Source organism: Corynebacterium kalidii (genome assembly GCF_022869005.1).
GTDB classification, from domain to species: domain Bacteria; phylum Actinomycetota; class Actinomycetes; order Mycobacteriales; family Mycobacteriaceae; genus Corynebacterium; species Corynebacterium kalidii.
Map to the genome: position 1 here is coordinate 1 of NZ_JALIEA010000005.1, position 14,171 is coordinate 14,171.

Here is a 14,171-nt window from a genome sequence, read left to right on the forward strand (position 1 = left end):
GGTCAGGCCTTGGCGGCGGCGAAGCGCTCGGCGACGTCGTCCCAGTTGAACACGTTCCACACGGCCTTGACGTAGTCGGCCTTGACGTTCTTGTACTGCAGGTAGAAGGCGTGCTCCCACATGTCGAGCATCAGCAGCGGGGTGAGGTTGACCGAGATGTTGCCCTGCTGGTCGGTGAGCTGCTCGACGACCAGGCGGCCGGCGATGTGGTCGTAGCCCAGCACGGCCCAGCCGGAGCCGTAGAGGCCCAGGGCTGCCGAGGAGAAGTGGTCCTTGAACTTGTCGAAGGAGCCGAAGTCGCGGTCGATGGCCTCGGCGAGTTCGCCGGTGGGCTCGCCGCCGCCGTTGGGGGAGAGGTTCTTCCAGAAGATGGAGTGGTTGGTGTGGCCGCCGAGGTTGAACGCGAGGTTCTTCGACAGGGCGCGGATCTGGTCGGGGTTGGTGCCGTCTTCGCGGGCCTTCTCCAGGGCGTCGAGGGCGGTGTTGGCGCCGGCGACGTAGGTGGCGTGGTGCTTGTCGTGGTGCAGCTGCATGATCTCGGCGGAGATGTGCGGCTCGAGGGCGTCGTAGTCGTAGGGGAGGTCGGGAAGCTCGTACACAGCCATGTTCTCGATCCTTTCGTTCAGGGTAACCGTTTATTTCCGTCCACCAGTCTGGTCAGTTTCCGTGCCGCTCGCAATGATTTACACATTGAATACTGAAGTTCAATTACAAGAACATTATGGCCCGACGGTTCCGGGGTATCCCACCTGCGGTGATCCCGTTCCCGGCGTACGCTGGGATTCAATCCACCGTGGCACTGGCCCGCCGACCTACCCCCGCAGGAGCAGCCGTGAGAACCAGCACAGGTACGAGAATCGTTCTGATCGGGGCGGGCGACGTGGGCGTCGCCTACGCCTACGCACTCGTGAACCAGGGGCTCTGCGACCACCTGGTCGTCATCGACGTCGACGAACGGAAGACCTGGGGTCATGTCCAGGACCTCAACCACGCGGTGCCGTGGTCCGGCTACGGCACGCGGGTCACCCAGGGTGACTACACCGACTGCGCCGACGCGGCCGTGGTGTGCATCTGCGCCGGGGCGGCACAGAAACCCGGGGAGACCCGCCTGGACCTGGTGGACAAGAACGTGTCCATCTTCCGCGACATCGTGGGCCGGGTCCGGGACTCCGGCTTCGACGGCGTCTACCTGGTGGCCACCAACCCGGTCGACATCCTCTCCTACGCCACCTGGAGGATCGCCGGAGTCCCGTCGAACCAGGTCATCGGTTCGGGGACGATCCTCGACACGGCCCGGTTCCGCTCCGCGCTGGGGGAGTACTTCCAGGTCGCACCGACCTCCGTCCACGCCTATGTCATCGGTGAGCACGGTGACACCGAGCTGCCGGTCCTCTCCGCGGGCACGGTGGCCGGGGTGCCGTTGCCCGTCCGGCTGGCGCAGTCGCCGGACGGCGGGGACAGCGTCGGCGAGATCTTCCGGCGTACCCGCGACGCGGCCTACGAGATCATCAACGCCAAGGGCTCCACGAGTTTCGGTATCGGTGTCGGCCTGGCCAGGATCACCCGCGCCGTCCTGCGTAACGAGGATGTCGTCCTGCCGGTGTCGGCGCTGGTCGACGGCGAGTACGGGCGGGACGACGCGCCGGCGATCTACATCGGGACGCCCGCGGTGGTCAACAGCCGGGGTGTCCGGGAGGTCATCGAGCTCGGCCTGGACGACATCGAACAGGAGCAGTTCGACACCTCCGCCGACACCCTGCAGCAGGTCATGGACGACGCCGGGGTGTTCGACCTCCGGGGCGGGGAGTAGCCGTGCGCCGCCTCAGACCCGCAGGAAACGACGGATCAGCGGCATCTCCTCGCGGGCCTGCGCCAGGCCCGCCTCGTAGGTCTCCGCGAGCTCGTTGAGCTTGCGGGTGCCGTTGCCCAGGGGCATGCGGTGCGGGGCGAAGATGTACGCCTTGCCGCGCCGCTCCTGCTCGAAGATCCAGTCGCGGGTCCGGTTGTAGCGGGCGTGCCGGTCCAGCATGGACTGCGCCAGCGCCGGGTACTGGGGGAACGCCCGCTTGACGAACCAGGTGAACTTCGAGGCGCTCTTGCGGTAGGAGCGGGTGCGCGTCATCACCACCAGGAAGCGGTCGAACCCCTCCATCTCGATGGCGGAGTCCACGGGGATGCCCCCGGTGGACCCGAAGGCACCGTCGAAGTAGACCTCGGTGCCGATCTTCGTCGGCGGCATGACGATCGGCAGCGACGCCGAGGCGCGCGCGTGGCGCAGGAAATCGTCCAGTCCGTGCATGTCCTCCCGGGCCCAGTGCACGGTCTCGCCGGTGCGTCCGTTGAAACCGGAGATCCGGAAGTTGCCCGGGCTGGCGGTGATCGCGTCCCAGTCCGGCACCATGCTGCGGTCCTCGACCTGGGCGTCGGGGCCGAAGATGTAGCGGGCGTTGAAGAACCCGTCACCGCGCAGGAACGGCCGGATCCCGCCGAACAGCGGGTCGCCGGGGAACACGGTGAAGTAGTCGCGCGCCAGTCGGGTGTCGTGCGACAGGTAGGTGGCGACGTGCACGGCCGACGCCGAGTTGCCGTAGGTCCAGTCGAACTGGATCCCCTCCTCGAGCAGGGCCTGCACCATCGCGGACGAGAAGGCGGCCCGCATCGCCCCACCCTCGAACACCAGTGCCGTGTCGCTGACCGGTCTACTCGGGACGCCCCGTCCCGTGCCCCCCACCAGTGGGGGTCGGGCACCTGCCGGAAAATCTTCCACGGGCACCGATAGTACAGTGCGGCCGCCGTCGCCATGGCGGGGATCGGGTAACAATGGGTGTGTGAAGATCATCGCGCACCGCGGGGCGAGCGGATACCGGCCCGAACTGACCCTCGACGCCTACGAACACGCCGTCGAACTCGGGGCGGACGGGGTCGAGTGCGACATCCGGCTCACCGCGGACGGGGTCCCGGTCGTCATCCACGACGCCACGGTCGACCGCACCTCCGACGGCACCGGGGCCGTGGCGGACATGCCGCTGGCACAGCTGTGGGAGTTCAACGTCGGCACCGCCGGGCGTCCCCAACGGATCCTCACGTTGCGCGAACTGCTGGAGTTCATCCGGGACGCAGGCTCGGGGGAGTACCGTCCGGAGCTCTTCGTGGAGACCAAGCGGCTGGGCAGTGTGCGGGAGCGGGACGGGCGCCTGGAGGCGGCGATGAACCGGGAGCTGCACGCGGCGGGGATGGCCGACGGTGAGCTGGCCGACCGGGTGCACCTGATCTCCTTCGACCACGGTTCGCTGGCCCGCTTCGCCGCGCTGAACCCCGGTATCCACCGCATCCACCTGCACAAGGAGTACCTCCTGTGGCGCCTGCTCAAACGGTGGGAACCCGCGGGCGTCGCCCCGTCCCAGGGGCTGTCGGTGCACCGGGCGAGGGAGGCGCCCCAGGACGTCGTCGGCGCCGGCGACCGGACCTACGTGTTCACCGCCAACCGGGACGACGACCTGCTGTGGCTGCGGCGCCACGGTGTCCGGTGGGTCGCCACGGACTACCCGGACCGGGCCCGGCGGGTGGTCGGGGACGCGGTGGGGCTCCCCTGAACGATGGCCCCGACCGCTAGACTGTGGGCCGTGGCTAAGAAGAACAGGAAGAACCAGAACCAGGACGACCTGCCCGAGGGCATGAGCCGTCGCCAGGCGAAGCTCGCCAAGCGCGCCGCGGAGCGTGCCGCGCTGGAACGCGACCCGCGCCCCTACGACGGGTTCGCCGCCGAGACCGACCTCATCGCGCTGCAGGAGTTCGTCCCGTCCGCCTACTTCACCGCGGAGACGGAGCAGGACGCCGGGTTCACCCGCACGGTGAAGGTCTGCACGGTCCTGCCCGGGGCGGCTGCCGCGCTGGTCCGTGCCGAGGACGAGGGCGGCGAGGCACTGGTCGCCCTGCAGACCCAGCACCGTGGCGACAACCCGAACCGCGACCTGGCCTTCGCCCTGGAGTGGGCCCGGACCGCCGAGCCGGGCAGCAGCCTGGACGTCGCCGTGGCCGACGGGACCGAGCCGGCGCTGTCGTCGCTGCTGGTCGCGGCGCAGGAGCCGGAGATCGAGGTGTGCAGGGACTTCAACTGGTGGCTCACCGAGGACCAGCGGACCAACCCGCAGGTCGTCGCGTCGCTCGACCAGGCCAACGCGTCGGTGCTGCCGAGCGTCCGGGTGGACGCGGAGATCACCGGGTCCGCATGGTGGATTGACCCGGGCGAGAAGGCGCACATCCGCTGGGTCCGTCCGGAGACGGAGGCGCAGCTGCTCCCCGCCCTGGCCCGCGTGCATGCCGCCGGTCAGCTGAACCTCGGCGAGGACACCCGTTTCGCCGGTGTCTTCCGTACCCACGGCATCCTCGTGCCGGTGTTCGACCTGGACAACACCGTCGACGCCAGTGAGTTCGCCGCGCCGTTGCAGGAGCTCGACGCCCGGATCTCCGACGCCCTGGCCGGGATCGCCGACGGCGGCGCGCTCACCGCCGAGGAGCAGAAGTCCCGTCAGACGATCATCGCCCGTGAGGTCACGATCCGCTGACGGCCGATCTGTGCCACCATGGGGGCATGGCTGATACCGCATTCCAAGGAAATCCTGCACACACCGTCGGTGACCTGCCCGCCGTGGGCGACAAGGCGCCGAACTTCACCACCGTCTCCGCGGCGCTCAAGGACGTCAACGGCGACTCGCTCCGCGGCCGGCGCGTGGTGCTGAACATCTTCCCCTCGGTGGACACCGGCGTCTGCGCCGCCTCGGAGCGCGAGTTCAACGCGCGCGCCGCCGGCCTGGAGAACACCGCCGTCGTGTCCGTCTCGAAGGACCTCCCGTTCGCCCTGGGCCGCTTCTGTGCCGCCGAGGGCATCGAGAACGTCGAGGCCACCTCGGCCTTCCGCTCGTCCTTCGGTGAGGACTTCGGGGTCACGCTCACCGACTCCCCGCTCGCCGGCCTGCTGGGCCGCGCGGTGGTCGTCCTCGACACCGACGGCACCGTCCTGCACTCGCAGCTCGTCCCGGAGATCACCACCGAGCCCGACTACGACGCCGCCCTCGCCGTCCTGAACTGACCGTCCCCCCATCGCGCCCGCCGCCGGGTCCGACGTGCTCAGCGTAGCCCGCTGAACAGGTCCTCGGCGGCGGCGTCGTCCCACAGCACCACGCTGCCGGCGTCGGTGTCGGCGAAACCGCCCACCGGCACGGTCTGCTGGTCCGCGCCGCGGACCATGCCGAGCGCGAGCCTGGCGAGGTGCCACACGTGGTCGCCCTCGTCCACCGTCAGCGCGTCGGAGAAGGCGTTGACCAGGGGGAAGACCCGGAACGGGTTGACCAGTGTGCCGAGGGACCCCACCTTCGACACCACCGCGCCGAGGAACTCACGTTGACGTTCCACCCGGTCCAGGTCACCGTTCGCGGAGGTGTAGCGGGTGCGCACGTAGCCCAGTGCGGTCGGCCCGTCCATCTCCTGGCAGCCGGCCTCGATATTCAGGCCGGCCATCGGGTCGTCGATGGGTTCGTCCGGGCACAGTTCCACCCCGCCGACGGCGTCGACGATCTTGCCGAACCCGCCGAAGCCGATCTCCATGTAGTGGTCCATGCGCAGTCCGGTGGCGCCCTCGACGGTCTGCTGCAGCAGCTGCGGGCCGCCGAAGGCGAAGGCGGAGTTGATCTTGCCCTCGCCGTAGCCCGGGATCGACACGTAGGAGTCGCGCGGGATGGAGACCATGGTCGGTTTCCCGCCGAACGTCGGGACGTGGACCACGATGATCGTGTCCGTGCGTGCCCCACCCTCGGAGAGGTCGCCGGCCGCGTAGCGCTCACCGTCCTCGGCGCTCATGCCGTCCCGCGAGTCCGACCCTACCAGCAGCCAGTTCGTCCCTGAGGTGTTGCCGATCCGCCCGTCGTAGCCGGCGAGCGCGTCGACACGGTTGAGGTTCGAGTCGACCCACCACGCGGTACCGCCGACGACGAGGAGCACCACCAGGAGGAGCACGCCGAGCACCCGCAACGGACGGATCCGCCGACGTGTCCGTGGCCGCCGTGACCGGGGCGGCGGACCGGAGGGCTGCTGTGGCTGCTCCGGTTGCTGTGGCGGCTGCCGGTACTGCTGGTGCTGCTGGACAGGCTGGTACGGGGCCTGCCGGGGCGGCTGTTCCGGCTGTCGACGGTACTGCGGCGGCTCGCCCTGGTTCCGCGGCTCCGCGCGGTGCCGGGGTTCGGCCCCGCGTTCACCGCCGCGTCCTCCGCCGTAGACCCGGGTCGCGTCCTCGGGCGGGACGGCGCCCGAGGGGCGCGCCGACGGGCCGTCCGAGGGGCGACGGGGTACGGGGCGTCCGTAGCGGTCGAGGATCGGCCGCCCGTTCCTGTCGCGCGCGACGGAGTCTCGGGGACGGCCGCTGTTCTCGGGAGGGGTAGGTGACATGGGGACATACTACGGGTTGGGCGGCTGGAAAACGGAGTCCCGTAGGATGCTGCACATGAGTGATGCATTGATGGCGGTGGCGTTCCCGGCGGTCATGGCAGTCGTCCTGTCCATGGTGTTCTCGCAGGTGACGAAGGCCGCTGCCCGAGGTGACCTGCCACGATCGGGGGCCGTGGGGATCCGCACCCGGGCCACGAAAGCCAGTGACGGCGCCTGGGCGGCGGGCCACGAGGCCGCCGCCCCGGTGGCGCGGACGGTGACCCTCGGGGTCTCCGTCCTGGCGGCGGTGATCATCATCCTCTCGTTCATCTTCGAGGGCGCATGGGTGACCGCGCTGGGGGTCGTCCCCTTCGTGATCGTCCTCGTCAGCATCATCCCCGTCGTCGGTACCGCCAACCGGGCGGCCCGGGCCGCTGCGGCTGCTGAGGCTGCTGAGTCGGCGGCGCAGAAGCGGAAGAAGAAGCGTAGGCGGTAGAACCGGTAGAGCCGGTAGAGCCGTACCCCGGCTGCTGATTGCCGGCGCCGGGTACGCGAAAAGCCGGGGCCCGACGGTCCGTGACGGACTGTCGGGCCCCGGCCGGGGGACACCGGGGACGTGTCAGGCGTTGGCTGCGGCGCGGCCCATGGCGCGCAGACCGGTGTCGGTCATGTGCAGCGGGAGGTTACGTCGCTCGGAGGTGGTGTCGATCAGGCCGACGACCCACCGGTCGTTCGAGCACATCTCGTGGCCACGGCTCGGGCCCTTGAGGTCGACGAACTGTGCACCGGCGCTGGTGGCGCCGCTGCGCAGGGCGCGCTCCAGGCCCCACTCGATGTCGGAGATCTGGATCAGCGCGCTGGGGACCTGCACGTTGGGGATCAGGTTGATCGGGCAGACCTGGCCGGCGCCGTTGGTGATGTGCGGGAAGCCCAGGACCTTCACGGTGGCGTTCGGGGCGTGCTGCTTGACCTTGGTGACGGTGCGGTTCACCGAGTCGCGCAGCTGGCGCTCGATCTGCGGGACCGGCATCTTCTCACCCAGGACGTAGGGGTAGGTGTCGTTCGCGCCCGCCCAGATGACGACCTCGCGGGTGCCTGCGTTCAGGGCACCGCCACGGTTGGCGCGGTCGGCCTGCTCGGAGACGTGCATGCCGCCGGTGCGGTAGGAGCCGCCGGCGCAGGAGTAGTTGTCGACATGCTGGCCGGACGCCTGTGCGTAGGAGTTGGCGAAGCGGTTGTCCGTACCGCAGCCGGAACCACTCAGGATCGGGTCGGGCAGCGGCAGACCCTTGCCGGCGAGGTAGTTGTAGATGTCCGGGTTGGCGACGATGGAGTCGCCGAGGACGACGGTGTTGCCGGGGGCCGCCTGGCTCTCCGGGGCGGAGAGCAGCGTCCCGGACAGGGCGGCGACGGTGGCCACGGCGGCGGCTGCGAGTCCGGCGATGCGGCGGCCTGCCCGCGATGCCGTGCGGTGTCGTGCGCTCATTTCTGAGGTTCCTCTCCTGAAGGTGTCATGTGTCCCGGCGTGTCCCCGACATGCCGTGGACGGATCCGGTCTGCTTTACCGTTCCCGGGGGCAACGACGTTACATTACCGTGACTTTATCCACTAATCCCCGAAAATGTAACCCCTGTGGCTGAAGTGGCAGATGAGGCGCATGTTTCTTCGTGTGGTGCACCCGGTCCCGGGGTCGCCGGGTGTCACCGGGTAACGCCGGAGGGGTTGTCGCCGGTATGGTGGACGAAAGTAGTTTGCCGACCCCGCGTGCGGCGCGGCACCCCCTCGTCAGGGGTCACGCCACGCCACGCGTATGTTTCCCCGGGGGACGCGGAGAGCGACCACGGCCGTCGACGCGCCGTGCCTGCCGTGCTCACCGTGTCTTCCGGACCTACTGTGCACACCGAGCCCGATGAACGACAACCCCAGAAAAGGAGCGACAGTGTTCGAACAGCTGTCCTATGACCTCAAAGGCGCCGTGAAAGGGGCCAAGGCCTTCGTAGACACCGGATTCCTCAAGGGGTCGACCCCCGCCGGCGGTCTGGGGGTGGCGAAGGCACTGGGGCGTTACGGGACCAGCCTCGCGGGCCTTCTCGAGGGGACCACCGCCCGCTTCCCCTCCCGGCTGGCGCTCGTCGACGACGACGGTGAGCTGACCTACCAGGAGCTCGCCAACTACTCCAGGCTCACCGCCCACGCCCTCGCCAGCCACGGCATCACCTCGGACAGTCGCGTCGGGATCATGGCGCGTAACGGACGCGGGTTCCTGCTCCCCCTGGCCGCCAAGGGCTACCTCGGCTACACCGTCTTCCTGCTGAACGTCGGGGCCAGCAAGAACCAGATCGCCGAGATCGTCAAGGAGCACCAGCTCGACGCCATCTTCTTCGACTCCGAGTTCGACGACCGGTTCCCCGAGGACCTCAGCGACTTCGGCGCCACCCTCATCCACGCGGACGTCGCCGAGGGCTACCGGACCGACATCGACTACCCGACCATCGGGGAGTTCTGGACGAGCCCCGGACCGTACAACGACGCCTTCCCGTCCCGCCCCACCCAGGGCGGCGTCATCCTCATGTCCTCGGGTACCAGCGGTACGCCGAAGGCCGTGCAGCACACCGAGCCGAGCTTCCCCGTCGGCGTCCTCGGCCCGGTGCTCAAGGGGCTCGAGGTCAAGGCCGGCGACCGGCTCCAGCTCACCGCCAGCCTCTTCCACGTGCTCGGCTGGGGCGCGGCCGTGCTGGCGATCACCGCCGGATGCACCCTGGTCACCCAGCGTGTGTTCAAGCCTGAGGTGGTGCTCCAGCAGGTGCAGGACTACGAGTGCACCGGCATGCTCAGCTCCGCGGTCTTCCTCAAGGACGTCCTTGCCGTGGACGACGGCTCCTACGACCTGTCGTCGATGACATGGATCCTCAACGCCGGCAACGCCATGAGCGAGGACCTCGTCCGCGGCCTGCAGGAGCGCTACGGCAACATCGTGTCGAGCGGGTACGGCTCCACCGAGGGCCTGCTCGTGGCCTACGCCACCCCGCAGGACCTCGTCGAGGACCCGACCACCGCCGGCCACCAGGTCTGGAACGGCCGCCTGGAGCTGCTCGACCCCGATACCGGTAAGCAGGTCCCCGCCGGCGAGGTCGGTATCATCCACGCGCACAACGCCATGTCGATGAAGGGCTACCTCGGCAACCGCGACAAGCCCGACTACCGCGACGGCATGCTGGACCTCGGTGACAAGGGTGTCATCGACCCGCAGTCCGGTCGGTTGCGGGTGCTGGGCCGTAACAACGACATGATCATCGTCGGCGGCGAGAACATCTGGCCGACGTCGGTGTCCGACATCATCGACCGGCTCGACGGTGTGGCGGAGTCCTACTGTGTGGGTGTGGAGGACGACGAGAAGTTCCAGCGGGTCAAGGCCTACGTCGTCACCGACGGTTCCGCTGAGCTGACCGAGGACGCTGTCCGTGACCACGTCCGGGACAACTTCATGGCCCCGGCCGTGCCCCGTGACGTGGTGTTGATGGACCGGCCGTTGCCTCGTAACCCGATCGGCAAGGTCGTCAAGCGCGAGCTCGAGGCCTTCGGCTGACCGGAATGCGTGGATGCCGGGCCAGCGGTGCACGTCACAGGCCCGGCGTCGACCCCAGCACCTGGTAGCCCACGAACGCCACGGTGTCGATCAGCCCGTGCGCGACGACCAGTGGCCACACCCGGCCGGTGCGGTAGAAGAACCACACGAACACCAGGCCCATCACCATGTTCCCCAGGCCCGCCGAGTAGCCCTGGTAGAGGTGGTAGCTGCCGCGCAGCACCGCCGACGCCAGGAACACCCACATCCACGGCAGCCGGAGCTGGCGCAGCCGGCAGCATAGCCACGCCACCACCAGCAGCTCCTCGGCGACGCCGTTCGCCCACGAGTTCAGCACCAGCAGCACCAGGTCCTGGACACTGCGGTCCAGCCCGGTGGGGATGACCTCCCGGGACAACCCCAGCTGCACCGAGCCGACGTAGAACGCCAGGCCCGGGACACCGATCAGCGCAGCCAGGCCCGCGCCGGGGGCGATGTCGCGCCACCGGGGGCGCAGGTGCACCCCGGACGCGCCGGGCCGTCCCGCCAGCGCAGGCGGCACATGCCGTAGCAGCAGGAACAGCGCCAGCCCGCCCCACGCGACGAGCACACCGGTGGAGATCAGCTGGAACGCCGGGTCAAGCCAGGTCAGTGTGGACTGGCGGGCGTTGAGGGTGGTGGTCTGCTTGTTGAGGTCCTCCGGCAGGGTGGCCGCCTCCAGCAGCCGGAGCGTCGCACGCACCCCCGAGGCGCCGAAGGTGACGGCGAGGACGATGAGGAGTTCCCACCGGATTGCCCGCTGGTCCGCACGGTTCACCGCCGTGCCCCTGAGCTGGCCCCCGAGCTGGCCCCTGTACTTTCGCCGAGCACGGCGTCGAGGTCGCCGGGGCCGTCCACGGTGACGGCGTCGAGGACCGAGGTGTCGGCGTCCACCATCCCGGCGATGCTCCGCTGCAGGTGGCGTGCCAGGTCCAGGAGCTCGGCGGGGGAGACCCGGTCGGAGACCGCCCCGAGATGGACGGAGACCGGCCACCGTCCGGGCGCGGCGTCGGGGGTCACCAGCGGTACCGAGAGGGCCGCCCACCCGGTGAGGTTCCAGAGCGTCGCCCAGGGCGTCCATGCCGTCTGCGCGTGGAAGTCCTCGGCGGGGTCACCACCGGCGTCCGGGGCGGAACGCGCGGAGAACGCCCCGATATGCGGCGGCGCACACGCCAGCATCGGTGTGACGACGACATCCACGGGATCAGACGGGCTGTCCGCACCGTCCGGGACACGGTCCCACGCGGCGAGCACCTGCTCCGGCAACACCGCCACCGCCTCGGCGGCGGCGGTGACCTCCGCGCCGGTCAGCTCCCGTCCCCGCTGCCGCAACCACCGCGGCATCGGTGTGGCGGGGTCGGGGAGGTCCCGGCACCGTGCCGCCATGATGCGGGAGAAGACACCGAAGTGCTCCACCGGGTACGGGGCGGCCACGGGGCGCACTCCGCTGACGGCCGGGTGGGTGACCAGCAGTGACGCGGCGGCCGCGGTGGCGTTGGCCACCGTCGGGTCCACGGCGGTGGTGGTGTGGAACGGACGGTTGGTGTGCCCGACCCGCAGCGGGCGTGTCGGGGCGCTCGACCGGGGAAGCCCGAGGGCGCGGGCGGTGAGGTCGAGGTCGCGGGCGATGACCCCCTGCGCCGCCGGGTCGGGCAGTCCGCCGCCGACCACGGTGTGCGCGGGCTTCAGCCCGGGCAGCCCCACCGCCGCGGCCGGCACCCGGATCGACCCGCCACCGTCGCTGGCGTGGGCGACGTCGACCACGCCACGGGCCACCGCTACCGCCGCACCGGACGAGGACCCGCCGGTGGTCATCCGCCGGTCGACCGGGTTCACCGGCCCGGGGCCGTAGGCAGGTTCGGTGTAGACCGTCGCCCCGAACTCGGCGGTCACACTGGTGCCGACGAGGCGGGCACCCTCCTCCAGCAGTCGCAGCACGGCGGTGTCGTGGGCGTCGGCGACGACGTCGTGCCCCACGGAGCCGAAGGTCGTCACCTCGCCGGCGACGCGGTTGAGGTCCTTGACCAGGACGTCGAGGCCACGCAGCGGGCCGAACTCCCGGGGGTCCTCGTGGGCACGGTCGTAGATCCTGACCACCCCGAGCTGGGCGGGGGACAGTCCGGTGCGTGCGCACAGCCGCTCCAGACGCAGTGCCGCGGCCTCGGTGCCGCCGGCGGACGGTGGGGGATTCATGTCGGACACACTACCGGCGCCCGGTAGATTGGTGTCATGAGTGACATCGAGACGGTGGCCTACCTCGGCCCGCGTGGAACCTTCACCGAACAGGCCGTCCTGGACATGACGGCCGCCGGCCACCTGCCGGCGGATGTCACCCACCGTCCGGTGACGTCCCCGGCGGAGGCCCTGGACCTCGTCCGGGCGGGGACGGTGGACCGCGCCGTCGTCGCCCTGGAGAGCAGCGTGGACGGGCCGGTCACACAGACCTTCGACTCCCTGGCCGACGGCGCCCCGGTGCAGATCCTGCGTGAGCACGACGTCTCCGTCGTCTTCTCCGTCCTTGTCCGTCCGGGGACGCGGCTGGAGGACGTCCGGACGTTCACCACCCACCCGGTCGCCCGCGCCCAGGTACGGCGGTGGGCCGCCGAGCACCTGCCCCATGCGGAGTTCATCCCCGCCAGCTCCAACGGTGCCGCCGCCGCGGCCGTCGCCGCCGGGGAGGCCGACGCCGCGGCCGCACCGGCACGTGCCGGCGACATCCACGGGCTGGAGTCCCTCGCCGAGGGGGTCGCGGACATCGCCGGCGCGCGCACGCGCTTCGTCCTGGTGGGGCTGCCGCAGGAGCCGACGCCGCGGACGGGCCACGACCGTACCGCCATCGTGCTGCAGGTGCCGAACGTGCCTGCCTCACTGGTGATGGCCCTGATGGAACTGGCGACCCGTCGGGTCGACATGTCACGGATAGAGTCCCGGCCGACCCGCGAGAAGGCGGGCACCTACGACTTCCACGTGGAACTCGTCGGACACCTCGAGGACTGTGCGGTGGCCGAGGCCCTGGCCGGGCTGCACCGCTACTGCGACCGCATCCGGTTCCTCGGCTCCTGGCCGCAGGAGGGCTGGGTCGGTGGCGAGGACGGTCCGGACGGCTCGGTGCCGCCCGACTACGCCGCGTCATGGGACTGGGTCCAGGGCCTGGGCCGGGCCGGCGACAAGGCTGGGGACAAGGCTGGGGACGGTGACCGGCCGTGACCAGACTGCTGCTGATCCGCCACGGCCAGACCACGTCGAACGTCCGCCATGCCCTGGACACCAGCCTGCCGGGCGCCGCGCTGACCGACCTTGGCTGGTCACAGGCCCGTGCCGCCGGCGAACGGCTCGCCGGCGACGGGCCGGACACACCGTTGGCGATGGTGTCGTCGCAGGCGTTGCGTGCCCGGCAGACCGCCGCCGGCATCGTCCTCGGCGGAACCGGACGAGGCCTGCGGCTGGAGCACACCGCGCCGGGCAGCACCTTCGCCGACTCCGTCGCGCGGCTCGCCGCACTCGAGGTCACCGACGGGGCCGGGGACGCGGAGATCGGTCCGGACCAGGCGCCCTCGGCGGAGGCGCCGGCGGCACTCGGCGGCGGCGACACCCGGCCACCGGCAGGCCGCGGAACCACCGGCACGTCCCCGGTCGGGTCTGCCGCGGGTTTCCTGCCCCTGGTCATGCCGGGTGCGGTGCCGGGGATCTCCGAGATCCCCGCCGGACGGTACGAGATGCGCACGGACCCGGAGTCGCACTACCACTACCACCGCACCTTCGCCGAATGGTTGGGCGGCTCCATGGACGTGCCCGTGCCCGGCGCCTCGACCGGGCATGACGTCGTCGGACGGTTCCTGGGCACCCTGCTGCCGGTGCTGGCCGCCGCGCAGGGTGCCGGGGCCGACCTGGCGGTGGTCAGCCACGGGGCGGTGATCCGACTGGTCGCCGCCTACCTGGGGCGGGTCGACCCCGAGTTCGCGGTGCGGACCCTGCTGCCGAACACCCAGCGGGTCGACCTGGAGGTCCCGGACCTGGGCGGGGCCGTGGCGCCGCAGGACCTCGGCGACGCCCTCGCCGGGGGATGGAAGGTCACCGACTGGGCGGGGGCCGGGGAGCCGCCCCGGGCGGGCTGACCCCAGGGCTGACCCCGGGCCTAACCCCAGGC

General features: G+C 70.5%; 14 protein-coding genes. 8 read left to right on the forward strand and 6 right to left on the reverse strand.

The genetic code is table 11. The features are described from left to right. Positions 1-2: 2 nt before the first annotated feature. A complete protein-coding gene (locus MUN33_RS00115) occupies positions 3-605 on the reverse strand; it encodes a superoxide dismutase (RefSeq protein WP_244802870.1) in 603 nt (200 codons plus the stop codon). Between the two features lie 227 nt (positions 606-832). Between MUN33_RS00115 and MUN33_RS00120 the strand changes: the two genes are divergently transcribed. Next, positions 833-1,810, forward strand: a complete 978-nt coding sequence (locus MUN33_RS00120) for an L-lactate dehydrogenase (RefSeq protein ID WP_244802880.1) — start codon at positions 833-835, stop codon at positions 1,808-1,810. Between the two features lie 12 nt (positions 1,811-1,822). Here the strand turns inward: MUN33_RS00120 and MUN33_RS00125 are convergent, their stop codons facing one another. After that, on the reverse strand, positions 1,823-2,767 hold the full coding sequence (locus tag MUN33_RS00125) for a patatin-like phospholipase family protein (protein WP_244802881.1): 945 nt from the start codon (positions 2,765-2,767) through the stop codon (positions 1,823-1,825). A 61-nt stretch (positions 2,768-2,828) separates the two neighbouring features. Between MUN33_RS00125 and MUN33_RS00130 the strand changes: the two genes are divergently transcribed. From MUN33_RS00130 to tpx, 3 genes are read left to right on the forward strand one after another with little or no spacing between them, the layout of a single operon-like run. After that, positions 2,829-3,593, forward strand: coding sequence for a glycerophosphodiester phosphodiesterase (locus tag MUN33_RS00130; RefSeq protein ID WP_244802882.1), 765 nt, complete (start codon positions 2,829-2,831; stop codon positions 3,591-3,593). A 30-nt stretch (positions 3,594-3,623) separates the two neighbouring features. Continuing rightward, entirely contained in the window at positions 3,624-4,565 is a 942-nt protein-coding gene (locus MUN33_RS00135; RefSeq protein WP_244802883.1) for a DUF5926 family protein, read from the forward strand. Positions 4,566-4,591: 26 nt separating this feature from the next. After that, positions 4,592-5,089: a thiol peroxidase gene (tpx, locus tag MUN33_RS00140; protein WP_244802884.1), complete on the forward strand. Its 498-nt coding sequence runs from the start codon at positions 4,592-4,594 to the stop codon at positions 5,087-5,089. Between the two features lie 38 nt (positions 5,090-5,127). Here the strand turns inward: tpx and MUN33_RS00145 are convergent, their stop codons facing one another. Further along, the gene (locus tag MUN33_RS00145; RefSeq protein WP_244802885.1) at positions 5,128-6,441 is read right to left on the reverse strand and encodes an LCP family protein; all 1,314 of its coding nucleotides are present in this window, start codon (positions 6,439-6,441) and stop codon (positions 5,128-5,130) included. A gap of 55 nt (positions 6,442-6,496) precedes the next feature. On the opposite strand from MUN33_RS00145, the gene MUN33_RS00150 reads away from it, so the two are divergent. Beyond that, entirely contained in the window at positions 6,497-6,916 is a 420-nt protein-coding gene (locus MUN33_RS00150) for an SdpI family protein (RefSeq protein ID WP_244802886.1), read from the forward strand. 123 nt (positions 6,917-7,039) lie between these two features. On the opposite strand, the gene MUN33_RS00155 is transcribed toward MUN33_RS00150, so the two are convergent. Beyond that, a complete protein-coding gene (locus tag MUN33_RS00155) occupies positions 7,040-7,906 on the reverse strand; it encodes a GDSL-type esterase/lipase family protein (RefSeq protein WP_244802887.1) in 867 nt (288 codons plus the stop codon). A 453-nt stretch (positions 7,907-8,359) separates the two neighbouring features. Between MUN33_RS00155 and MUN33_RS00160 the strand changes: the two genes are divergently transcribed. Further along, on the forward strand, positions 8,360-10,006 hold the full coding sequence (locus MUN33_RS00160; RefSeq protein ID WP_244802888.1) for an AMP-binding protein: 1,647 nt from the start codon (positions 8,360-8,362) through the stop codon (positions 10,004-10,006). A gap of 34 nt (positions 10,007-10,040) precedes the next feature. Here the strand turns inward: MUN33_RS00160 and MUN33_RS00165 are convergent, their stop codons facing one another. Further along, positions 10,041-10,802, reverse strand: a complete 762-nt coding sequence (locus MUN33_RS00165) for a CPBP family intramembrane glutamic endopeptidase (protein WP_244802889.1) — start codon at positions 10,800-10,802, stop codon at positions 10,041-10,043. Next, positions 10,799-12,217, reverse strand: a complete 1,419-nt coding sequence (locus MUN33_RS00170) for an amidase family protein (protein WP_244802890.1) — start codon at positions 12,215-12,217, stop codon at positions 10,799-10,801. Before MUN33_RS00170 ends, MUN33_RS00165 begins: the two co-directional genes overlap by 4 nt. A gap of 36 nt (positions 12,218-12,253) precedes the next feature. Between MUN33_RS00170 and pheA the strand changes: the two genes are divergently transcribed. After that, positions 12,254-13,231: a prephenate dehydratase gene (gene pheA, locus MUN33_RS00175; RefSeq protein WP_244802891.1), complete on the forward strand. Its 978-nt coding sequence runs from the start codon at positions 12,254-12,256 to the stop codon at positions 13,229-13,231. Continuing rightward, positions 13,228-14,139 (forward strand): histidine phosphatase family protein, encoded by a 912-nt coding sequence (locus tag MUN33_RS00180; RefSeq protein WP_244802892.1) that lies wholly within the window; start codon positions 13,228-13,230, stop codon positions 14,137-14,139. The genes pheA and MUN33_RS00180 overlap by 4 nt, the downstream gene beginning before the upstream one ends. Positions 14,140-14,171 lie beyond the last annotated feature (32 nt).